General features: G+C 73.4%; 19 protein-coding genes. 15 read left to right on the forward strand and 4 right to left on the reverse strand.

Annotated features, from left to right (window positions below):
- The first annotated feature begins 216 nt into the window (after positions 1–216).
- On the forward strand, positions 217–1335 hold the full coding sequence (locus AC07AB_RS22615) for a glycosyltransferase family 4 protein (RefSeq protein WP_478569675.1): 1119 nt from the start codon (positions 217–219) through the stop codon (positions 1333–1335).
- Between the two features lie 96 nt (positions 1336–1431).
- Here the strand turns inward: AC07AB_RS22615 and AC07AB_RS22620 are convergent, their stop codons facing one another.
- The gene (locus AC07AB_RS22620; RefSeq protein ID WP_478569676.1) at positions 1432–3087 is read right to left on the reverse strand and encodes a PucR family transcriptional regulator; all 1656 of its coding nucleotides are present in this window, start codon (positions 3085–3087) and stop codon (positions 1432–1434) included.
- Between the two features lie 86 nt (positions 3088–3173).
- Between AC07AB_RS22620 and AC07AB_RS22625 the strand changes: the two genes are divergently transcribed.
- Positions 3174–4709 (forward strand): MFS transporter, encoded by a 1536-nt coding sequence (locus AC07AB_RS22625; protein WP_478569678.1) that lies wholly within the window; start codon positions 3174–3176, stop codon positions 4707–4709.
- Here AC07AB_RS22625 and AC07AB_RS22630 read toward each other — a convergent pair.
- The gene (locus AC07AB_RS22630; protein ID WP_478570052.1) at positions 4681–6492 is read right to left on the reverse strand and encodes a glycoside hydrolase family 15 protein; all 1812 of its coding nucleotides are present in this window, start codon (positions 6490–6492) and stop codon (positions 4681–4683) included. The two genes, AC07AB_RS22625 and AC07AB_RS22630, sit on opposite strands and share 29 nt — an antisense overlap.
- Positions 6493–6908: 416 nt before the next feature.
- On the opposite strand from AC07AB_RS22630, the gene AC07AB_RS22635 reads away from it, so the two are divergent.
- From AC07AB_RS22635 to AC07AB_RS22675, 9 genes are all read left to right on the forward strand, one after another.
- Positions 6909–8561, forward strand: coding sequence for a CTP synthase (locus AC07AB_RS22635; RefSeq protein ID WP_478569679.1), 1653 nt, complete (start codon positions 6909–6911; stop codon positions 8559–8561).
- 69 nt (positions 8562–8630) lie between these two features.
- Positions 8631–9257 carry an NUDIX domain-containing protein gene (locus AC07AB_RS22640; protein ID WP_478569681.1) on the forward strand — a complete coding sequence of 209 codons (627 nt, stop codon included), beginning with the start codon at positions 8631–8633 and terminating at the stop codon, positions 9255–9257.
- Between the two features lie 666 nt (positions 9258–9923).
- Positions 9924–12059 carry a tetratricopeptide repeat protein gene (locus AC07AB_RS22645; protein ID WP_478569683.1) on the forward strand — a complete coding sequence of 712 codons (2136 nt, stop codon included), beginning with the start codon at positions 9924–9926 and terminating at the stop codon, positions 12057–12059.
- A 122-nt stretch (positions 12060–12181) separates the two neighbouring features.
- Entirely contained in the window at positions 12182–13306 is a 1125-nt protein-coding gene (gene ald / locus AC07AB_RS22650; protein ID WP_478569684.1) for an alanine dehydrogenase, read from the forward strand.
- A gap of 309 nt (positions 13307–13615) precedes the next feature.
- The gene (locus AC07AB_RS22655) at positions 13616–14731 is read left to right on the forward strand and encodes a ParA family protein (protein WP_478569686.1); all 1116 of its coding nucleotides are present in this window, start codon (positions 13616–13618) and stop codon (positions 14729–14731) included.
- Positions 14716–15324, forward strand: coding sequence for a hypothetical protein (locus AC07AB_RS22660; protein ID WP_478569688.1), 609 nt, complete (start codon positions 14716–14718; stop codon positions 15322–15324). Before AC07AB_RS22655 ends, AC07AB_RS22660 begins: the two co-directional genes overlap by 16 nt.
- Positions 15325–15407: 83 nt before the next feature.
- A complete protein-coding gene (locus AC07AB_RS22665) occupies positions 15408–16484 on the forward strand; it encodes a segregation and condensation protein A (RefSeq protein WP_478569690.1) in 1077 nt (358 codons plus the stop codon).
- 59 nt (positions 16485–16543) lie between these two features.
- Positions 16544–17227, forward strand: coding sequence for an SMC-Scp complex subunit ScpB (scpB, locus tag AC07AB_RS22670; protein ID WP_478570054.1), 684 nt, complete (start codon positions 16544–16546; stop codon positions 17225–17227).
- Positions 17227–18258, forward strand: coding sequence for a pseudouridine synthase (locus AC07AB_RS22675; RefSeq protein ID WP_478569692.1), 1032 nt, complete (start codon positions 17227–17229; stop codon positions 18256–18258). Before scpB ends, AC07AB_RS22675 begins: the two co-directional genes overlap by 1 nt.
- Positions 18259–18544: 286 nt before the next feature.
- Here AC07AB_RS22675 and AC07AB_RS22680 read toward each other — a convergent pair whose 3' ends face one another.
- Positions 18545–19279 (reverse strand): nucleotidyltransferase domain-containing protein, encoded by a 735-nt coding sequence (locus AC07AB_RS22680; RefSeq protein ID WP_478569694.1) that lies wholly within the window; start codon positions 19277–19279, stop codon positions 18545–18547.
- Between the two features lie 103 nt (positions 19280–19382).
- Entirely contained in the window at positions 19383–19745 is a 363-nt protein-coding gene (locus AC07AB_RS22685; protein WP_478569696.1) for a DUF952 domain-containing protein, read from the reverse strand.
- A 166-nt stretch (positions 19746–19911) separates the two neighbouring features.
- On the opposite strand from AC07AB_RS22685, the gene aroH reads away from it, so the two are divergent.
- The 4 genes from aroH to AC07AB_RS22705 all read left to right on the forward strand — a co-directional run bounded on the left by aroH (position 19912) and on the right by AC07AB_RS22705 (position 22855).
- A complete protein-coding gene (gene aroH / locus AC07AB_RS22690) occupies positions 19912–20274 on the forward strand; it encodes a chorismate mutase (RefSeq protein WP_478569698.1) in 363 nt (120 codons plus the stop codon).
- The gene (locus AC07AB_RS22695) at positions 20271–21356 is read left to right on the forward strand and encodes a prephenate dehydrogenase (RefSeq protein WP_478569700.1); all 1086 of its coding nucleotides are present in this window, start codon (positions 20271–20273) and stop codon (positions 21354–21356) included. Before aroH ends, AC07AB_RS22695 begins: the two co-directional genes overlap by 4 nt.
- Positions 21357–21503: 147 nt before the next feature.
- Complete coding sequence (cmk, locus tag AC07AB_RS22700; protein ID WP_478569702.1) at positions 21504–22217, forward strand: (d)CMP kinase; 714 nt, start codon at positions 21504–21506, stop codon at positions 22215–22217.
- Complete coding sequence (locus AC07AB_RS22705; RefSeq protein ID WP_478569704.1) at positions 22178–22855, forward strand: lysophospholipid acyltransferase family protein; 678 nt, start codon at positions 22178–22180, stop codon at positions 22853–22855. Before cmk ends, AC07AB_RS22705 begins: the two co-directional genes overlap by 40 nt.
- Positions 22856–22882 lie beyond the last annotated feature (27 nt).

A 22882-nucleotide genomic window follows, 5' to 3' on the forward strand; every position in this document is an offset into this window, starting at 1 on the left:
CCTACGAGGAAGGAACCGCCGCAAACTCACCCATGTGACTGATTTTGTGGACGTACGGGCGAGACTGGGCCGGAAACCGGCGGCGGCGGTGACCGGATGCCGGCGCGGGCTGGCATCCTGGGCCCAGCGCACCCCCTCGTACGAACGCCGTCGACCCGGCCTCGTACCAACGCATTCGACCGGACGCCTTCGAGCCGACTCAGGAGCTCCACCCGCGTGAGCAGCACACCGGCACCACCGCACGGGCAGCGGCCGCTGCACGCCGTCCAGGTGCTGGGCACGGGCAGCTCGGGCAGCGGGGCGCACGTCAGGTCGCTGGCCGCGGGGCTCGTCGCGCGCGGGCTGCGGATCACCGTCTGCGCGCCGCGAGGAGCGGGCGACGGGTACGGATTCGCGGACGCCGGGGCCCATTTCACGCCGTTGCGGACGCGTACGGACCCGGGCGCCGTCGCCGCGCTGCGGTCCGTCTGCGCGGACGCCGACGTCGTGCACGCGCACGGGCTGCGCTCCGGGCTGCTCGCCTCGCTGGCGCTGCGCGGCAGGGCGACGCCGCTGGTCGTCACCTGGCACACCAAGCCCGCGGCGGACGGCGCGCGCGCCCACGTCGTGCGCCTGACGGAGCGCAAGGTGGCGCGCGCCGCCGCCGTCGTGCTCGGCGCCTCCTCGGATCTCGTGGAGCGCGCCCGCGGGCGAGGGGCGCGCGATGCCCGGCTCGCGCCGGTGGCGCTGCCCGTGCCGGACGTCGTACCGGACGCGGAGGCCGACCCCTCGGGGCACAAGACGCGGGCGGAAGTGGGCGCCGTGGGGCGTCCGCTGCTGCTGGCCGTCGGGCGGCTGGACGCCGGCCGGGGGTACGGGACGCTGCTGGACGCCGCGCGCTCCTGGCGCGCGCTCGACCCCGAACCGCTGCTGGTCATCGCCGGAGAGGGCGCCCAGCGCGCCGAGTTGCAGCGCCGCATCGAGGCGGAGTCGCTGCCGGTGCTGCTGCTGGGCTGCCGCGAGGACGTACCGGACCTGCTGGCAGCCGCCGACCTCGCCGTGCTGTCGAGCCGCTGGGAGGCGCGGTCCCTGCTGGCCCACGAGGCGCTGCACGCGGGTGTGCCCTTGGTCGCCACGGCCGTCGGCGGGGTGCCGGAACTGGTGGGCGACGCCGCCGAACTGGTCCCCTACGGCGACGCCGACGCGCTCGCGGCAGCGGTCACCGGCCTCCTGGCGGACCCCGGACGGCGGGCCGAACTGGCGAGCGCCGGGCGCGTCCGGGCCGCGAACTGGCCGACGGAGGACGATACGGTCGCCCAAGTGCTCAGCGTCTACGACGAATTGACGCACGGCTGAGGCGCGCCACTGAGACGCACGGCTGAGGCGCATGGCCGAGGCGCACCGCTGAGACGCGCCACTGAGGCGCACCGCTGAAAGGCGGTCCGGCGTCCGCTACTTCACATGGCGGCGGGCCCGGAGCGCCAGGCTCAGCGCCAGGGCCGTCTGCGGATCCTCCAGATCGCTGCCCAGCAGGCGGGCGATACGGGCCAGACGGTCGTACAGGGTCTGGCGGTTGAGGTGGAGTTCGCGCGCGGTCTCCGCCTTGCGGCCCGCGTGCGCCAGATACGTCTCCAAGGTGGGCAGCAGCGGCGGGCGCGCCGAGCGGTCGTGGACGAGGAGCGGGCCGATCACCCGGTCGACGAACGCCGTCAGGTCGCCGTGCGCGCGCAGCCGCCACAGCAGCAGGTCGACGTCCAGCCGCCGCACGTCGTGCCAGGGCCGCGGCGCGAGCCCCTCGGCCGCCGTCGCGGCCTCCGCCGCGTGCCGCAGCCCCGCCCCGGCGGCGGCCCAGTCGCCCGCAAGACCCACGACGATCACCGGCCGGGAGCCGGAACGCTCCGTCCAGGCCCGCTCGACCCCGGCCCGCAGCGCCGCCGCCACCCGCTCGGCGACGGCCGCCCGCTCGGTCTCCGCCCGCAGCCCGACCAGCAGCGGCAGCCGGCCCTCCGGCAGCCGCACCCCCAGCAGCACCGGGGCCCCGACCGACGCCAACTCCTCCTGGACCGCGCACGCCAGCGCCGCCCAGCTGTCCGACGCGTCGAGGAAGGCGAGTTCGGCGGCCGGCCGCAGCACGACCGGCAGCAGCGGGCCGTCCCCCGGCTTGAAGCCCAGCACCCGCGCCTGCGCGGGCGCGTCGGCGGCCTCGACGCGGCCCTCGGCCAGGTCGGTGAGGAAGTCGCCGCGCCCGCGCGCCGCCAACTCCTCCTCCTGGCGCGCCTGGAGGAGCACGACCGCCAGCAGCCCCGCCGTGCGGTCGGCGGCGATCCGGTGTACGGGCGCCAGCGGGGCGCTCACCGGCAGTACGGTCAGCCGGGCCCGTACCGCTCCCGGCCCGTGCCCGCCGCCGGGGATGTCCGCGACGACGCTGCCCGCCGGCGGCTCGGGGCGCGGCGCCGCGCGCTGGGCCCGCAGCCCGTCCCACACCTGGAGCGGATCGGCCGTCCCCGGCTGCGGGCCGGGCCCGGCCGCGTACAGCAACCGCCCGTCGGGGGTCTCCAAGAAGACCGGGTTGCCCGCGAACTCGGCGAACAGGCGCAGGATCTCGGGCATGCCCCCGCCGTTGAGCAGCGCCTCCGTGCCCCGCCGGTGCACCTCCTCGGCGCGGCGCAGCAGCGCGTAGTGCTCGTTGACGATCTCGGTGTGGATCTCCTCCGTCACCGCGACGAACGGCACTTCGCGGTGCAGCTGCACCAGCGGCAGCCCGTACGAGCGCGCCGTGTCGACGACCGCGGCGGGCAGCGCGGTGAACCGCCCGCCCAACTCGACGACCAGCGCGGCGATGCCCCGGTCCGCGAGCCTGCGCACGAACGAGCGCTGCTCGGAGGGGCGGCTGCCCAGTCCCAGGCCGGTGGTCAGCAGCAGTTCGCCGCCCTTGAGGAGCGCGGCGATGTTCGGGGTCTCCCCGGCGTGCACCCAGCGCACGGGGCGCTCCAGGCGGTCGGCGGCGGCCATGACCTCGGGGAGCCCGCGCCGCAGCGCGGGCAGTTCAAGGGCCCGGGCCACCGTGATCGTCCCCTGTGGGCCGGGGTCAGGGCCGTGCGATTCCATGGTCACAGACGGTACTCGGCATGGACGAAAAGGGCATCCGACCAGGGCCGTCACACATGCTCAGTGCTGCCCATACGCTGTTCCGCATGACTGAAGCCGCCGATGCCCAACAGCTCCGCCCGATCGGGAAGTCGGGGGCGTCCGAGAAGTCCGGAGGGCCCGGGGAGTCCGAGGGGGCCCAGGGGTCCGTACCCGCCGACGCTCGACGGACCTCGCCGACGGAGGAGGCGGGAGAGGCCGGAGAGCCCCAAGGGGTTGGAGAGCCCGGGGAGCCCCAAGGGGCTGGAGAGCCCGGGGAGCCCCGAGAGGCAGGGAAGCCCCGAGACGCAGGGGAGCCCGGGGAGCGGCCCAAGGGCTCCATACCCGCCCCGCCCGACCTCGCCGCCGTCCAGCGGCGCACGGTCAAGGTCCTCATGTCGGCCCAAGTGGTCGCCGGCATCGGCATGGGCTCGATGCTCTCCTCGGGCGGCCTGCTCGTCGAGCACCTCACCGGCTCCGAGGGCGCCGCCGGACTCGCCACCACCATGACCACCCTCGGCGCGGCCGTGCTGTCCGTACCGCTCGCCGCCCTCTCCCGGGCGCGGGGCCGCCGGGCCGGGCTCGGCATCGGCTGGCTGATCGCCGCGGCGGGCGCGCTGACCGTCCTGGCCGCGGCCCGCCTCGGCTGGTTCCCGCTGATGCTCGCGGGCATGCTGCTCGTCGGCTCCGGCACCGCCGCCAACCTCCAGTCCCGCTACGCCGCCGCCGACCTCGCCACCTCCGCGACCCGCGCCCGCTCGCTGTCCCTCGTCGTCTGGTCCACGACCGTCGGCAGCGTCCTCGGCCCCAACCTGAGCGGTCCCGGCGAGGCCGTCGCCCGCGTCCTCGCGATCCCGGAGGCCGCCGGCACCTTCGTCTTCTCCGTGGCGGCCTTCCTCGCCGGCTGGGCGGTCATCCGGTTCCGGCTGCGCCCGGACCCGCTGCTGCTGGCCGCGGGCCGGGACGCGGCGGCGGTCGCGGGGCCCGTGGCACCACAGCCCGCGTTTTTCGCCCGTATGAGCGGTGCCATACGCCATGTGTCCACCCGGCCGGCTGCCCTCACCGGGCTGACGGCGCTGGTGGTCGGCCACGCGGTGATGGTGTCGGTGATGACGATGACGCCCGTGCACCTCGCCCACCACGGGGCGTCGCTCAGCGTCGTCGGGTTCACGATCAGCCTGCACATCGCCGGGATGTACGCGCTGTCGCCGCTGGTGGGATGGGCCGCCGACCGGCTCGGCCGGGTGCCCGTGATCCTGCTCGGGCAGGCGGTCTACGTCCTCGCGACGCTCCTCGCGGGCACCTCGGGCGGCAACCGCTGGGCGACCACCGCCGGGCTCTTCCTGCTCGGCGTCGGCTGGTCGTGCGCCACGGTCGCGGGCTCCACGCTGCTCACCGAGTCCATCGACGCCGAACACCGCTCCGAGGTCCAAGGGGTGTCCGACACCCTCATGAACCTCGTCGGGGCGGCGGGCGGCGCGCTCTCCGGCGGCCTCTTGGCCCTCGTCGGCTACGGCGGCCTCAACGCCGCCGCAGCCGTGCTCGTCCTTCCGGTCAGCGCCTGCGCGCTGTTCTTCAGCCTACGAACGCGCTCGACGCGGTGAGCCGGAGCGCCGTGTCGATCAGCGGAACATGGCTGAACGCCTGCGGGAAATTGCCCACTTGGCGCTGGAGCCGGGAGTCCCACTCCTCGGCGAGCAGCCCGAGGTCGTTGCGGAGCGAGAGCAGCTTCTCGAACAGCTTCCGCGCCTCGTCCACCCGGCCGATCATCGCCAGATCGTCGGCGAGCCAGAACGAACAGGCCAGGAACGCCCCTTCGTCGCCCTCCAGCCCGTCCACGCCCGCGTCGTCACCGCTCGTCGGGTAGCGCATCACGAAGCCGTCCTCCGTGGACAGCTCCCGCTGGATCGCCTCGATGGTGCCGATCACCCGCTTGTCGTCCGGCGGCAGGAACCCCATCTGCGGGATGAGCAGCAAGGACGCGTCCAGCTCCGCGGACCCGTACGACTGGGTGAAGGTGTTGCGCTCCTTGTCGTACCCCTTCTCGCACACATCGCGGTGGATGTCGTCGCGCAGCTCGCGCCACTTCTCCAACGGGCCGTCCACATCACCCGATTCGATGAGCTTGATGGTCCGGTCGACCGCCACCCAGGCCATCACCTTCGAGTGCACGAAGTGCCGGCGCGGGCCGCGCACCTCCCAGATGCCCTCGTCGGGCTCGTCCCAGTGGGACTCCAGGTACTGGATCAGCTTGAGCTGGAGCACGCTCGCGTAGTCGTTGCGGGCCAGCCCCGTCATGTGCGCCAGGTGCAGCGCCTCGGTGACCTCGCCGTAGACGTCCAGCTGGAGCTGGCCGGCCGCGCCGTTGCCGATCCGGACGGGCCCCGAGTTCTCGTACCCGGGCAGCCACGACAGCTCGGCCTCGCCCAGCTCCCGCTCGCCCGCGATCCCGTACATGATCTGCAGGTTCTCGGGGTCGCCGGCCACGGCCCGCAGCAGCCACTCGCGCCAGGCGCGGGCCTCCTCGCGGTAGCCCGTGCGCAGCAGCGAGGACAGCGTGATCGCCGCGTCCCGCAGCCACGTGAAGCGGTAGTCCCAGTTGCGGGAGCCGCCGATGTCCTCGGGCAGCGAGGTGGTGGGGGCCGCCACGATGCCGCCGGTCGGGGCATAGGTGAGGGCCTTGAGGGTGATGAGCGAACGTACGACGGCGTCCCGGTAGGGCCCGTGGTACGTACAGTGCTCCACCCACTCCCGCCAGAAATCCTCCGTCGCCTCCAGCGCGCCCTCGGGTTCGGGCAGCGCCGGGGGCTCCTTGTGCGAGGGCTCCCAGCTGATGGTGAAGGCGACCCGTTCGCCCGGTGCGACGGTGAAGTCCGCATAGGTCGTCAGGTCCTTGCCGTAGGTCTCCGCCTCGGTGTCGAACCACACCGAATCGGGACCGGCGACGGCCACTGTGCGGCCGTCCGCGCCCGTGTGCACCCACGGCACGACCCGGCCGTAGGAGAAGCGCATCCGCAGCGCCGAGCGCATCGGCACCCGTCCGCTGACGCCCTCCACGATCCGGATCAGCTGTGGCGCGCCGTCGCGCGGCGGCATGAAATCGATCACGCGGACCGTGCCGCGCGGCGTGTCCCACTCGGATTCCAGTACGAGAGAGTCGCCTCTGTAGCGGCGCCGGTCGGCGCGCGGTGGGGTGGCCCCGGGCGCATGGGTGGGCCCAATGCGCCAGAAGCCGTGCTCGTCGTTGCCGAGGAGTCCGGCGAAAACGGCATGGGAGTCGAAACGAGGGAGGCACAGCCAGTCGGCTGTCCCGTCCCGGCAGACGAGGGCGGCGGTCTGCATATCGCCAATTAGTGCGTAATCCTCGATGCGCCCGGCCACGTGCATCTCCAGTCGAACGGCCACGTCGCCCCGAAGGGCTCTCTTGCGGTCAAGCGATCTTCGACGAGCTCTTGTTCCGGGGAGGGGCGGGGTAGTGCCATGCCGGCCGGCTCGCTGCTGTGTCCGTGCAGGATACGACGCCCAGTTGGTGTGATGCGCGACGGTCCGCACAGGAACCTGAGCCGAATGGGTGGCCTGTGACCTCGCCACTACACAGGGGTCCCACTGTCATTACGCAGGGGTCCCCAAGCCGTTACGCAGGGCTCATCCCGCGTGGCCGGGACCGACCGGCCCCGGTCGCTGATACCCTGGTAGCCCGTGGACCGGTGGGAGCAGAACCCCCGAACCGCAGCGACGGCAGCCCCCGAAAAACCGGGCAGGCGCCGATCCGCACTTCACTTCGCGACCACGGGAGCCCCCTCTTGGCCATTGCCGCAAAGCCCACGACGACCAAGCACCTCTTCGTCACCGGGGGTGTCGCCTCCTCACTCGGCAAGGGCCTCACCGCCTCCAGCCTGGGCGCCCTGCTCAAGGCGCGGGGCCTGCGGGTCACGATGCAGAAGCTCGACCCGTACCTGAACGTCGACCCGGGCACGATGAACCCGTTCCAGCACGGCGAGGTCTTCGTCACCAACGACGGCGCCGAGACCGACCTGGACATCGGCCACTACGAGCGCTTCCTCGACGTCGACCTCGACGGGTCCGCCAACGTCACCACCGGCCAGGTCTACTCCACCGTGATCGCCAAGGAGCGGCGCGGCGAGTACCTGGGCGACACGGTGCAGGTCATCCCGCACATCACCAACGAGATCAAGCACCGCGTCCGACGGATGGCGACCGACGACGTCGATGTCGTCATCACCGAGGTCGGCGGCACCGTCGGCGACATCGAGTCGCTGCCGTTCCTGGAGGCCGTGCGCCAGACCCGCCACGAGGTCGGCCGCGACAACGTCTTCGTCGTGCACATCTCGCTGCTCCCGTACATCGGCCCGTCCGGTGAGCTGAAGACCAAGCCGACCCAGCACTCGGTCGCCGCCCTGCGCAACATCGGCATCCAGCCGGACGCCATCGTGCTGCGCGCCGACCGCGACGTGCCGACCGCCATCAAGCGCAAGATCTCGCTGATGTGCGACGTCGACGAGGACGCGGTGGTGGCCTGCAAGGACGCCCCGTCCATCTACGACATCCCGAAGGTGCTGCACACCGAGGGCCTGGACGCGTACGTCGTGCGCCGCCTCGACCTGCCGTTCCGGGACGTCGACTGGACCCAGTGGGACGATCTGCTCAAGCGGGTCCACGAGCCGAAGCACGAGGTCAAGGTCGCGCTGGTCGGCAAGTACATCGACCTGCCGGACGCCTACCTCTCGGTCACCGAGGCGATCCGGGCCGGCGGCTTCGCCAACCAGGCCCGCGTGAAGATCAAGTGGGTCACCTCGGACGACTGCACCACCCCGGCCGGCGCCCAGGAGCAGCTCGGCGACGTGGACGCGGTCTGCATCCCCGGCGGCTTCGGCGACCGCGGCGTCAACGGCAAGGTCGGCGCGATCACCTTCGCCCGTGAACGCGGCATCCCGCTGCTCGGCCTCTGCCTGGGTCTGCAGTGCGTGGTCATCGAGGCGGCCCGCAACCTGGCGGGCATCGAGGGCGCCAACTCCACCGAGTTCGACCCGGCCACCGCCAACCCGGTCATCTCCACCATGGCCGAGCAGCTCGACATCGTCGCCGGCGAGGGCGACATGGGCGGCACCATGCGGCTCGGCATGTACCCGGCGAAGCTCGCCGAGGGCTCCATCGTGCGCGAGACCTACGACGACCAGCCGTACGTGGAGGAGCGCCACCGCCACCGCTACGAGGTCAACAACTCCTACCGAGCGGACCTGGAGAAGAAGGCCGGGCTGCGGTTCTCCGGCACCTCCCCGGACAACAAGCTGGTGGAGTACGTCGAGTACCCGCGCGACGTGCACCCCTACCTGGTCGCCACCCAGGCGCACCCGGAGCTGCGCTCCCGCCCGACCCGGCCGCACCCGCTCTTCGCGGGCCTGGTGAAGGCGGCCGTCAAGCGGCAGCAGGGCTGACCGATACGGTGGACCGGGGTACGGGCTTTCGCGGCCCGTGCCCCGGTTCCGTTGTTCAGGAGGACGTACATGGGTATCAAGGACACCGCCGCCGAGTGGCAGGTCACCGCGACCGCAACGCCGTTCGTCGGGAACAAGACCAGTGTCCGCACGGACGAGGTCGTCATGCCGGACGGTGCCACCGTCAAGCGCGACTATCAGGTCCACCCCGGTTCGGTCGCCGTCCTCGCCCTCGACGACGAGCAGCGCGTCCTGGTCCTCAACCAGTACCGGCACCCGGTGCGGCACAAGCTCTGGGAGATCCCGGCCGGCCTCCTCGACATCCCCGGCGAGAACCCGCTGCACGCCGCCCAGCGGGAGCTGTACGAGGAGGCCCACGTCAAGGCCGAGGACTGGCGCGTCCTCAGCGACGTCTACACCACGCCCGGCGGCTGCGACGAGGCCGTACGGATCTTCCTGGCCCGCGGTGTCTCGGAGGTGGAGGGCGAGCGCTTCGAGGTCTCCGAGGAGGAGGCCGACATGGAACTGGCCCGGATCCCGCTGACCGACCTGATCCAGGGCGTCCTGGCCGGCGACCTCCACAACAACTGCCTGGTGGTGGGCGTCCTCTCGCTCCAGGCCGCGCTGCACGGCGGGGGCCTCGACGCGCTCCGCCCGGCGGACGCGCCGTGGCCGGCGAGGCCGTTCGAGGCGTAGCGGTCGGCGCCGCCCCCGCCCGTCGGCCGACGGGCGGGGAGCAGTGACTCGGTGGCCGGCCCGCGCTGGTCGCGCTCGTCGCCTGTCGCCGGGCGGCGGCTACGGGCCCGAGACCCGGTGGCCCGAAGCGGTCCCGTGGTCCGGTGGCCGGTCCGCGCTGGTCGCGCCCGCCGCCGGGCGGTCCGGGTCTGGCGGTTCGGCCCGCGCCCGAAGCCGGTGGCCCGAGGCGAGATCCGGCCGTGCGCGGGCCCGGTGGTCCGATGGTGTCGGCGTCGGGCACGCGACGCGCCCGGGCCGGTCGTCGGGCGGTGGTCACGGCCCGCGCGGTCCGGAAGCGGCGGGGCGTGCATGGGTCGGTGCCGGTGGCCATGCCGTCTCGGCGGCACACGACGCGCCCGTGCCGCCCGGACCGGTTGCCCAGTGGTGGGCGCGGTCCTCGGCGCGCCCGGTGGCGGCGGCGCGCGCGGGTTCGCGCCCCGGGCCGGAGCTGGGGGCGCTCCGTACCGTCGGCGGACCCCAGCCGGAGGCGACGCGGTGCGCTGATCCGATTGAGTGATCCGAGGGGCGTGCGCTGCCGGAACGGTGGCGCCCGGTGAACTACGCTCATGAAGTTCCCGCTCGCAGCCGCGGCGGGCTCGTACGCGCAAGTGGACGGGAGCGTGGCGCGTGACGGATCAGGCGGTGGGGGAACAGGGGGTCGCCTCGCGGCGGTCGCCCTCGGCGGGTCGTACGGCCGCTGCCACCGCGGCGGGCCCGCGCACCTTCTACGGGCGGCAGCGCGAGCTGAAGGCCCTGCGGTCCGACATCGGCAGAGCCGGGCTCGACACCATCTCCGGGCGCAAGACGCCCCGCAGCCGGGTGCTGCTCATCGCGGGCCGCCCCGGATCCGGGCGCAGCGCCCTGGCCGAGGAGCTGGCCCGGCGGCTGGCCGATGACTACCCGGACGGGGTGCTGCGGGCGCGGCTCACGGAGCCCGGCGGCGAGCCCGTACCGGTCGAGCGGGCCGCCCGCGAACTGCTCGGCACGCTCGGTGTGAGCCCCGTGCCCGGCGCCGGCGAGGACGAGCTGTCCGAGGCGCTGCGGGCGGCTCTGGGCAAGCGGCGGGTGCTGCTGCTGCTCGATGACGCGGCCGGCGCCGAGCAGGTCGACGCGCTGCTCCCGGACGCTCCGGACTCCCTGCTCGTGGCCGTCTCGCAGGGGCCGCTCACCGGCGTCCCGGACGTGCGGCCGTGCACGCTGGGCGGGCTGGGCAAGGGCGCCGCCGTGGAGCTGATCGGGCGGTTCGCGGGTTCGACCCGCATCACCTGCGACCCGGTCTCCGCGGATTCCGTCGTGGAGGAGTGCGGCGGCCAGCCCGCCGCCCTGGTCCTCGTCGGCGGCTGGCTGGCGGCCCGCCCCAAGGCGTCCGTCGCGGACGTCGTGAACCGGCTGCGGGAGATGCCGGCGGAGGAGGGGCAGGAGAGTGGCGGGCGCCCGCTGGCCCGCGCCTTCCGGCTCGCGTACGAGTCGCTGCCGTCGCCCGCCGCCCGGATACTGCGGCTGCTCGCGCTCGCCCCGGCGGGGCTGGCCGACGCCCACACCGCCTCGGCGCTCGCCGGCTGCTCGGTCTCCGCGGCCCAGTCCACGCTCGAAGACTTCGTCGCCCAGGGGCTGCTGCACCCGGCGGACCCGCCGGCCGCCGCGGACCAGGATTCCGCCGTGCCGCCGCAGTACCAGGTGCCCGGCTCCCTGCACCCGATGCTGCGGACGCTGCTCGCCGCGCAGGAGCGTCCGGCGGAGGCGGAGCTGGCCCGGGCGCGGATGCTGGAGCGGACCGTACGGCAGCTGCACTCCTGCCGGGCGATCACCGAGCCGGTGGATTCCGTGGCGCGCAGGAGGCTGGCCGAGGTGCCCCGCGCGCTGCGCTTCGGCTCGGGGAACGAGGCCGCGCGGTGGCTGCGGCTGCGCCGGCCCGCGCTCCTCGCGGCGGCCCGGCTCGCGGTGTACGACGGTCAACTGGACACTCTGGCACGGCGGTTGGTGTCCGCGCTCGCGCGGGCGCTGACCGCCCATCAGGGCGCGGAGCAGGCCGCGCCGGACCTCTACGGCCTCCACCAACTGGTCCTGGACGTCGCGGGGCGCCGCCGGATGCCCATGGAGAAGGCCGCCGCACTGCTGAACCTGGGCGACCTGGACGCGCGCGCGAAGCGCACCGAGGGCGCCCTGGTCCGCTACCGGGAGGCGCTGGTGGCGGCGCGGGAGGCCGCGGACCCGTACGCCACCGGCCGTTCGCTGGAGTCCATCGCCGCCTCGTACCACGAGATGGGCGACTGGCAGCGGGCCGCCGACTGGTACGGGCGGGCGCTGGAGCTGCGGCTGACCCGGGGCGAACTCGCCGACGAGGCGCGGCTGTACGGACGGCTCGGCGCGGTGCACACGTATGCCGGGCGCTGGGGCGACGCGCTGCGCAACTGGCGTGCCGCGGCGGCCGCTTGCCGCAGGCTGCGGGATCTGCCCGGGCACGCGCGGGCGCTCAGCGAGACGGCCCGGGTGCAGGAGTACGCGGGCCGGCCGCAGGAGGCGCTGCGGACCTGTCTGGAGGCGCTGGAGTGCGCGCGCGAGGCGGGCGACGTCCGCTTGCAGGCGGCGGTGCGGCTGAGGCTGGCGGACACCCTGGAGCGGCTCGGCGACCGGGCCGCGGCGGGGGTGCACCGGGCCGCCGCGGAGGAGCTGCTCGGCGCCCCGGTGGGTCCTGTGGGGGAAGCGGAAGGCGCGGAACCGTTCTCGACCTACGAAATCAGTAGCTCATCCAGAGAAGATTAGTGCTTTGCAAGGCTAGACACCACGAGATCCTTCATTAGACTGGCCGCGCCGCGGACGCCGCGGTCTGCTCTGGTGTGCCGTGGCATATCCGGATTAGCCTGTCATTCTCCGATACAAGGACCGTGATCGACGTGAAGGTCGGCATCCCCCGCGAGGTCAAGAACAACGAGTTCCGCGTGGCCATCACCCCCGCCGGCGTGCATGAGCTGGTGCGCCACGGCCACCAGGTCTACGTGGAGCGGAACGCCGGTGTCGGCTCCTCCATCACCGACGCGGAGTACACCGTCGCGGGCGCGGACATCCTGGACACCGCCGACGAGGTCTGGGCCATCGCCGACCTGCTGTTGAAGGTCAAGGAGCCGATCGCGGAGGAGTACCACCGGCTCCGCAAGGGCCAGACCCTCTTCACCTACCTCCACCTCGCCGCCTCCAAGGAGTGCACGGACGCGCTGCTGGGGTCCGGCACCACCGCCATTGCCTACGAGACCGTCGAGACCGCGGGCCGCCAGCTGCCGCTGCTCGCCCCGATGTCCGAGGTCGCGGGCCGGCTCGCCCCGCAGGTCGGCGCGTATCACCTGATGCGCGCGGCCGGCGGCCGCGGCGTGCTGCCGGGCGGCGTCCCCGGCGTCGCGGCCGGCAAGGCGGTCGTCATCGGCGGCGGCGTCTCCGGCTGGAACGCCGCGCAGATCGCCGTCGGCATGGGCTTCCACGTCACACTGCTCGACAAGGACATCAACAAGCTGCGCGAGGCCGACAAGGTCTTCGGCACCAAGGTGCAGACGATCGCCTCCAACGCCTTCGAGCTGGAGAAGGCCGTCCTCGACGCCGACCTGGTGATCGGCGCGGTGCTCATCCCCGGCGCCAAGGCCCCGAAGCTGGTCACCAACGAGCTGGTGTCCCGGATGAAGCCCGGAAGTGTCCTTGTCGACATTGCGATCGACCAGGGCGGCTGCTTCGAGGACTCGAAGCCGACCACGCACGCCGAGCCGACCTTCCCGGTCCACGGCTCGGTCTTCTACTGTGTCGCGAACATGCCGGGCGCGGTCCCGCACACCTCCACCCACGCCCTCACCAACGCCACGCTGCCCTACATCGTGGAGGTGGCGAACCGCGGCTGGCGCGAGGCGCTGAGCCGGGACGCCGCCCTGGCCAAGGGCCTCAACACCCACGAGGGCCAGGTCACTTACGCCTCCGTCGCCGAGGCGCACGGCCTGCCGCACGTGGAACTGAGCGCGCTCCTCGGCTGACGCGCGACCGCCACCGGTCAACGTGACGCGCCCGGCCGGACCTTGCCGAACGAGGTCCGGCCGGGCCGTTTCACCCACCCGCGAAACCTCCGGACCGCGCTCCGTACACCCTTGACAGAGGGGTGTTCGATTGCCGACACATCGTGCCGTCTCCGGCGGATTGTGTTGCTGCGGAAGGCCGACACGCCATAGAGTCGGCCACCGTCGGCATGGTGCCACGCTGACCTATCGAGATGTTTCCTGGTCACCAAGGAGGTAGGACGACTTGTGAATGAGTCGACATTTGCTCCCGGGGGTGGTCAACCAGGAATGCCTGCACAGGGCCAGAGCGCCTCGGGGCTCCAGGCTGTCGGCTCCGTCGCTGTCCACACCTTCGAAGCGCAGAGCACGACCACAGCCCACCAGAGCATGGATGGCCCCCACGTGAACGCCATGGCCGGCGACCACGGCGGCACGGACTCCGCCCGTCTCGCCGACTACGAGGAAGTCCCCAAGGGGCACTTCTACGATCCCGATGCCGAGTACGAGCCCGACCCGGAGTACGCAGCCACGCTAGCCCCCGACGCAGCTCGACAGCGCCGGGAGCGTGTCGGCCCCACCGGCCGTCCGCTCCCGTACTTCCCGATCCCGGGACCGCTGGCCGACCACGGACCCGCGAAGATCATCGCGATGTGCAACCAGAAGGGCGGGGTCGGCAAGACCACCTCGACCATCAACCTGGGAGCCGCGCTCGCGGAGTACGGACGCCGGGTGCTGCTCGTCGACTTCGACCCGCAGGGCGCCCTCTCCGTCGGCCTCGGCGTCAACCCGATGGAGCTCGACCTCACCGTCTACAACCTGCTCATGGAGCGGGGCATGGCGGCCGATGAGGTGCTCCTGAAGACGGCCGTGCCCAATATGGACCTGCTGCCCAGCAATATCGATTTGTCAGCCGCTGAAGTGCAGTTGGTCAGCGAGGTCGCGCGCGAGTCCACGCTCCAGCGGGCCCTCAAGCCGCTCATGGCGGACTACGACTACATCGTCATCGACTGCCAGCCCTCGCTGGGCCTGCTCACCGTCAACGCGCTCACCGCCGCCCACAAGGTCATCGTGCCGCTGGAGTGCGAGTTCTTCGCACTGCGCGGCGTCGCGCTGCTCACCGAGACCATCGAGAAGGTCCAGGAGCGGCTCAACCCCGACCTGGAGCTCGACGGCATCCTCGCCACCATGTACGACTCGCGGACCGTGCACAGCCGCGAGGTGCTCGCCCGTGTGGTCGAGGCGTTCGACGAGCACGTCTACCACACGGTCATCGGCCGCACCGTCCGGTTCCCCGAGACCACGGTCGCGGGCGAGCCGATCACCACGTACGCGTCCAACTCCGTCGGCGCGGCCGCCTACCGACAGCTCGCCAGGGAGGTGCTCGCCCGGTGTCACGCCGCGTGAGTCTGCCCGGCGCCGATGAACTGTTCCGCACCACCGGGGGCACGGCGCTCCAGTCCTCGTCGCCGCGCAGGCCCGCGAACGGCGAGCAGCCGCCGCGGGTGCCGGCACCGGCCGCCGAGCCCGGCGCCCCCGCGCAGCCCGAGCCCGCGAGTGGCGCCGGGGACGGGGACCGCCCTGCCCGGCAGGGCGCCGCCGAGCCCGAGCACGGCGGGCGCGACGCCGCCGCCGCGCAGGGTGCGGGCCAGGAGGCGTCCGCCGAGCGCCGTGCGGCCCCTGCGCCCGCCACCGCGCAGGAACGCCCCAAGGGCCGCCAGCCGCAGTCCGAGCAGGGCTCCACCGCGGCGGCGCGCCGCCGGGCCCGGGCCGCCAACCGCCGCCCGAGCGGCCGCGAGCGCCACGACGAGAAGATCACGGTGTATGTCTCCGCCGAGGAGCTCATGGACCTGGAGCACGCCCGGCTGGTGCTGCGCGGCGAGCACGGCCTCGCCGTCGACCGCGGCCGTATCGTGCGGGAGGCCGTCGCGGTCGTCCTCGCCGATCTGGAGTCGCGGGGCGACGCGAGCATCCTGGTGCGCCGATTGCGCGGTCGCTGACCGCCGGGGGCGGTAGCCTGCCCGTCTGCTGCCGGGCCCGTACGTCCGTCGCGCCCCCGCCCGCAACCGCCCGATGGACCACGATGCCCCCGACCGACGACGCCACCGGCTCCGCCGCCCCGGCCGCACCGCCCCGCCGAACGCTGGGGCGCGGGCCGGGGCCGGCTTCTCCTGAGCCGCGCGACGGCGCCGGGCCCGGCGCCGAGGACGGTCCTGCCGGCCCCGGCGGTCCCGATGCCGCCGCGGACGGCGCCGTGGAGCCCGTAGCGCAGGCCGCAGTGGAGACCGAGAAGGCAGACGCCGCCGGTGACCGGCGCTTCACCGTCCGCCTGGACAACTTCGAAGGCCCCTTCGACCTTCTCCTCCAGCTGATCTCGAAGCACAAGATGGATGTGACCGAGGTCGCGCTCTCCCGCGTCACCGACGAGTTCATGGCGCACATCCGGGCCATGGGCGCCGACTGGGACCTCGACCAGACCACCGAGTTCCTGGTCGTCGCCGCGACCCTGCTCGACCTCAAGGCCGCCCGGCTGCTGCCGGCCGCCGAGGTCGAGGACGAGGCGGACCTCGCCCTGCTGGAGGCGCGGGACCTGCTGTTCGCGCGGCTGCTCCAGTACCGCGCCTACAAGCGGATCGCGGACATCTTCGGCGACCGGCTCCAGGAGGAGGCGCGCCGCCGGCCCCGTACGGTCGGGCTGGAGCCGCACCACGCCGAGCTGCTGCCCGAGGTGGTCATCAGCATCGGCGCGGAGGGCTTCGCCGAGCTCGCGGTGCGGGCGATGCGGCCCAAGGCGAAGCCGGAGGTGTACGTCGACCACATCCACGCGCCGCTGGTCAGCGTGCGCGAGCAGGCGGACGTGGTGATCGCCCGGCTGCGGGCGGCGGGCGAGGCGAGCTTCGCGCAGCTCGCCGAGGACGCCCCCGACACCCTCACCGTCGTCGCCCGCTTCCTCGCGCTGCTGGAGCTGTACAGGGAGCGGGTGGTCGCCCTCGACCAGGAGGAGGCGCTGGGCTCGCTGACGGTCCGGTGGACCGGTGAGGCGCCGGGGGAGGGGCCGGTCCTGGTGGCGGACGAGTTCGACGGCAGCGACGACGGCAGTGACAGCGACGGCAGCGACGACGACAGCGACGAGGAGAGCGCCGTGGAGGAGACACCGTGAAGCCGCGCGATGAGCCGACGGCGCAGGCGGCTGCGTACGGGACGGATGACGCGTACGAGATCCAGCTCCCGGAGGGCGGCGAGCCCCCGGCCCCGGGCGGGGACGACAGCCCCGTCGGCCTCACCACCGTCGCCCGGCTCGACCTGCGGCCCGCGCTGGAGGCCGTGCTCATGGTCGTGGACGAGCCCGTCACCGAGGAGCACCTCGCCAAGGTCCTCCAGCGCCCCCGCCGCGAGATCTCGGACGCGCTGCACGCCCTGTCCGGCGAGTACACCGACCAGGGGCGCGGCTTCGACCTGCGGCTGATCGCCGGCGGCTGGCGGTTCTACACGCGTGCCGCGTACGCGGACGCCGTCGAGAGCTTCGTCCTGGACGGCCAGCAGGCCCGGCTTACGCAGGCCGCGCTGGAGACGCTGGCCGTGGTCGCGTACCGTCAGCCGGTCAGCCGTTCCCGGGTCTCGGCCGTACGCGGGGTGAACTGCGACGGCGTGATGCGGACCCTCCTGCAGCGCGGTCTGGTGCGGGAGGCGGGCACGGAACCCGAAACAGGTGCGATCCTGTACAGGACGACGAACTACTTCTTGGAGCGGATGGGTCTGCGCGGCCTGGACGAGCTGCCTGAGCTCGCCCCGTTCCTGCCGGAGGCGGACGCCGTCGAGGCGGACTCCCGCGAGGGGGTTCCGTCGTTCGACCCGGATGCACCGGACGATGCAGACCATACCCACTCGACAACGGAACCTTGATGCGAAGCAGCGACAGGAACAGCGGCAACCGGAACCCACGCGGTGCGGGCGGAGGCAAGCGCGACGAGAACAAGCGCCCGAACTCCCCCCGGCCCGAGGAGCGCCGCTACGACGTGGGCACCACGGGCCAGTCGGGGGCGAACAGGCCCGGCGGCGTGGAGCGGTCCAAGCCGAGCAACAAGCCGACCGGAAACCGCGGGCGCAAGCCCGTGCCCGCCCGCTCCCGCGAGCTCGACGCCAAGATCGAGGAGCGCAACCGCGAGCGTTACAGCAACAAGCCGCAGATCAAGACGCCCAAGACCACCGAGGAAGAGGGCGAGCGGCTCCAGAAGGTCCTCGCCCGGGCCGGCATGGGCTCGCGGCGCGCCTGCGAGGAGCTGATCGACCAGGCCCGCGTCGAGGTGAACGGCGAGATTGTCCTGGAGCAGGGGATGCGCGTCGACCCCCAGAAGGACGAGATCAAGGTCGACGGCCTGACCGTGGCCACCCAGTCGTACCTCTTCTTCGCGCTCAACAAGCCCGCCGGCGTCGTCTCCACCATGGAGGACCCCGACGGCCGGCAGTGCCTCGGCGACTACGTGACCAACCGCGAGACGCGGCTGTTCCACGTCGGCCGCCTCGACACCGAGACCGAGGGCATCATCCTGCTCACCAACCACGGCGAGCTGGCCCACCGCCTCACCCACCCCCGGTACGGCGTCAAGAAGACCTACCTCGCCGCGATCCAGGGCCCGCTCCCGCGCGACCTCGGCAAGCGGCTCAAGGACGGCATCGAGCTGGAGGACGGCTACGCACGCGCCGACCACTTCCGGATCGTGGACAACGTCGGCAAGAACTACCTCGTCGAGGTCACCCTCCACGAGGGCCGCAAGCACATCGTGCGCCGGATGCTCTCCGAGGCCGGCTTCCCGGTCGAGAAGCTCGTACGCACCCACTTCGGCCCGATCGCCCTCGGCGACCAGAAGTCCGGCTGGCTGCGCCGGATGACCAACACCGAGGTCGGCATGCTGATGCGCGAGGTCGAGCTGTAGGCCCGCCCCGACGCTCCGCGCACCCGCCCTCCCCGTCCGGGTGGGCGGGTGCGCCTGTGTACGGCCCGGAGGCCCGTAGCCGCCCGTGCGCCCGCGAAGGCTGCGACGCGCCGCACGCCTCGTACGCGCGTAAGCGGTCGCACCCCGGTGACCCGCGGCGGGCCCGGGGCCTGGGGGTGCCCGCATGTCCATGCCGGGCGGCGGCGCCCTCCGGGCCGGTCAAGGCGACCGTCGACGCGACCGGCTACGGGCGCAAGGCCGCCCGGGACACCGTCCGCGCGCCGGCCTACGGCGCCGAGGCGCCGACCGGGGCCGGGGCCGGCGGCTGGGCGGAAGCGCGCCGCACCCGGACCAGGAAGTCCTCGACGCGGGCGCGGTCCGGTTCGGGCGGCAGGGGGCTGCGTACGGCCGCGGCGTCGGCCTCGTCGCGCAGACGGGTCATCCAGGTCTCCACGGCGGACCAGGTGAGCTCGCCGCGCCTGACCGCCAGCAGCGGCTCGCGCTGTTCCCCCACGTCCACGGTGAGCGTGCCGGTGCGCAGCAGGTCGCGGGCGGACGTCAGCAGCCGCAGCAGGTGCATGGCGTGCTTCCAGCGCGGGGCGCCGTGCGTGCGGGCGTCGGCGTCGAGCTTCCTGCGCTGGCTGAGCGCGTAACCGGTGAAGGACTGGTGCGCGCGGCGGGAGAGGAACGCGGAGCGCAGGGCGAGCAGTTCGCGGCCGGTCGTGTCGAGGCGGCCCACGAGCGGGGAGTGCAGGCACTCCAGGACGTTGGGATTGGCGCGCAGCGCGAGTTCGCAGAACCGCTCGATCTCCCAGGAGAACTGTTCGGCGTCCGGGCCGTCCACGTGCGTCGGCGGCTTGTCGAACCGCCAGAACATCGGCGTCGGCGCGACGAAGACCCCGCGTCGATCGGTGTCGCTGCCCTCCGTCGCCAGCCCGAACGCCCGCGAGCCCATCACGCAGTCATAGATGGTGTGGTCGCGGACAAGGGCGTGACCAGCGTTTTCGGGAGATTCCACCATGACCGGATGGTGCCACGGAGGCCCGCCCGGAGGCCGCCGAATTTCGGCGCGGACGCGCGGCGCGGGAGCGTGCCGCCCGGCTCGGGGCCGGCGTGCGCGCCGCTCAGGACCACACCGCGAGCTCGGTGGCCCGCCCGGCGCCGTCGCGCCGCACCTCCATCATCCCCTGGACCGCCGTGCGGTTGATGCGGCCGTAGACGTGCGGGAACAGCGTCCCCGGCGAGACGCCCGGCGGCGGCGCGCCCGCCGCGTCCTCCCAGCGGACCATGACGTCCAGCTTGTGCTCGTCGATCAGCAGCACCATCAGGGGCCCGACCGCCTCGCGGTAGAACGCCGAGGCGACGGTGAGCGCGATGTCCTCGTCCGGCGAGCAGTGCACAAACCCCTCGGCGTCGAGCGAGGCCGGGGCGTAGGGGCGGTCCGGGGCGGTGAGCCAGTCGTCCAGGGGCACCACATGGAAGATCATGCACACGGTTCTACCGGACGGGGCCCCGTCCCGGAGGCTGACGCGGACGGCGCCCGGCCGATTCGCGCGCGGTTGGACACCGTGCCGGTGCCCGCCCGGCCACTGGATAGGCTTGAGAGCGCAGCAAGGCCATCGAGGCCACCGGGCGGACACAGGGAGCGATGACGTGGCGGTACGAGCGGTCCGCGGAGCCGTCCAGCTGGAGCGGGACGAGGCCGGGCACATGCACGAGCAGGTGTCGGCGCTGCTCACCGCGATCCTGGAGCGCAACAGCCTCGGGCCGGACGACCTGATCAGCGTCTGGTTCACCGCCACCCCCGATCTGCACAGCGACTTCCCGGCCGCCGCCGCCCGGATGCTCGGCATCACGGACGTACCGCTGATCTGCGCGCAGGAGCTGGAGGTCGCCGGGGCCATGCCGCGTGTCGTGCGCATCCTCGCGCACGTCGAGACGGACACCGCGCGGTCCGAGATCTCGCACGTCTACCTCGGCGCCGCGGGCGCCCTGCGCAAGGACATCGCCCAGTGAGAACCGCGCTCGTCATCGGCACCGGCCTGATCGGCACCTCCGCCGCCCTCGTGCTCGCGGCCCGCGGCGTCCGGGTCCACCTCGTCGACCACGACCCCGCCCAGGCCCGTACGGCCGCGGCCCTCGGCGCCGGGTACGCCGAGGAGCCCGAGTCCACCGTCGACCTCGCCCTGGTCGCCGTGCCGCCCGCGCACGTCGCCCCGACGCTCGCCGACGCCATGCGCCGCGGCCTCGCCCGCGGCTACGTCGACGTGGCCAGCGTCAAGGCAGGCCCGCGCCGCGACCTCCAGGCCCTCGGCTGCGACCTCAGCCGCTATATCGGCACCCACCCGATGGCCGGCCGCGAGTCCTCCGGGCCGCTCGCCGCCACCGCCGACCTCTTCGAGGGCCGGCCGTGGGTGCTCACCCCCACCCGGGACAGCGACACCGAGGTGCTCAACCTCGCCCTCGAACTCGTCGCGCTCTGCCGCGCCGTCCCCATCGTCATGGACGCCGACGCCCACGACCGCGCCGTCGCCCTCGTCTCGCACACCCCGCAACTGCTCTCCAGCATGGTCGCGGCCCGGCTGCGGGACGCCGACGACACCGCCGTGCGCCTGTGCGGCCAGGGCATCCGCGACGTGACCCGGATCGCGGCCTCCGACCCCCGGATGTGGATCGACATCCTCGCCGCCAACCCCGGCCCGGTCGCGGACGTCCTCGCGGCCGTCGCCGCCGACCTGGACGAGACCGTACGGTCGCTGCGCGCGCTCCAGTCCGCCGACGACGGGCAGCGGGCCGAGGGCACCGCGGGCATCGACGATGTGCTGCGCCGCGGCAACGCGGGCCGCGTCCGGGTGCCGGGCAAGCACGGCGCGGCCCCCGCCGTCTACGAGACGGTCAGGGTCCTCATCGGCGACCAGCCGGGCGAGCTGGCCCGTATCTTCGCCGACGCCGGCCGGGCCGCCGTCAACATCGAGGACGTCCGCATTGAGCACGCCAACGGGCAGCAGGCGGGTCTCATCCAGCTGATGGTGGAGCCGCAGGCGGTACCGGCGCTGACCGCCGCCCTGCGCGAACGGGGCTGGTCGCTGCGGCAGTAGCCGGGCGCGCCGGCACCCCGCGCGCGATGGCGGTGGCAGTTGCTGTACGGACCGGTCGCACAAGCCAGTAACCTTGACCGGGGCCCGATTTTCGAGCCCGCGCGATCAGGCCCCCGGCCCGCGAACCCCGCCCCGTGCACAAGGAAGGTGTCTGTCACCGTGGAAACCGCCGCCCGGACCGCCCCGGCCGCAGTCATTGTCGGCATCGACGGCCCCTCCGGTACGGGCAAGTCCAGCACGTCGAAGGCCGTGGCGGCCAAGCTCGGGCTGAGCTACCTCGACACCGGCGCCCAGTACCGGGCGATCACCTGGTGGATGCTGAACAACGGCATCGACGTGCGCGACGCCGCGGCCGTGGCCGACGCCGCCGACAAGCCGTCGCTGGTCTCCGGCACCGACCCGGCCGCGCCGACGATCACCGTCGACGGCCAGGACGCGGCCGGCCCCATCCGCACCAAGGAGGTCACCTCCTCGGTGAGCGCGGTCAGCGCCGTCCCGGAGGTACGGGCCCGGCTGACCGAGCTCCAGCGGGCCATCGCCGCCGAGGCCCCGCACGGCATCGTGGTGGAGGGCCGGGACATCGGCACCACCGTGCTGCCCGACGCCGACCTCAAGGTCTTCCTGACCGCCTCCGCCGAGGCGCGCGCCTCGCGCCGCAGCGGCGAGCTGGTCGGCAAGGAGAGCTCGGACCTGGCCGCGACCCAGGCGGCGCTCGTCAAGCGGGACGCCGCCGACTCGGGCCGCAAGACCTCCCCGCTGGCCAAGGCGGACGACGCCGTCGAGGTGGACACCACCGAGCTGACGCTGAATCAGGTCATCGAGTGCGTGGTCACCCTCATCGAGGAGAAGCGGACCGCGTGACCGACCCCGCCTCCGGCGCCGCCGTCGGCCGCCGCATCGGCATCGGCCTGATGTACGGGCTGTGGAAGCCGCGCGTCCTGGGCTCCTGGCGGGTGCCCGCCGCGGGCCCGGTGATCATGGCGGTCAACCACTCCCACAACGTCGACGGCCCGATGGTGATGGGCACCGCGCCGCGGCCGGTGCACTTCCTGATCAAGCGGGAGGCGTTCGTCGGCCCGCTCGACCCGTTCCTGCGCGCCATCGGGCAGGTCAAGGTGGACCGCGGCAGCGCCGACCGCACCGCGGTCACCGGCGCGCTCGACGTGCTCGCCGGCGGCGGGGTGCTGGGGATCTTCCCGGAGGGCAGCCGGGGCGAGGGCGACTTCGCGTCGCTGCGCGCCGGGCTCTCCTACTTCGCGCTGCGGTCGGGGGCCCCGATCGTACCGGTGGCGGTGCTCGGCAGCGTCGAGCGGCAGGGGCGCCTGATATCCGGGCTGCCGCCGCTGCGGACCCGCGTCGACGTGGTCTTCGGTGACCCGTTCGAGGCGGGCGACGGCAGCGGGAAGCGCACCCGTACGGCGCTGGACGCGGCGACCGTGCGCGTACAGGCCCGGCTGGGAGCGCATCTGGCCGCCGCCAAGCGGCTCACGGGCCGCTGACCGAGACTTGAGTAGTGGGCCGCAGTC

Source organism: Streptomyces sp. NPDC044033 (genome assembly GCF_056434425.1).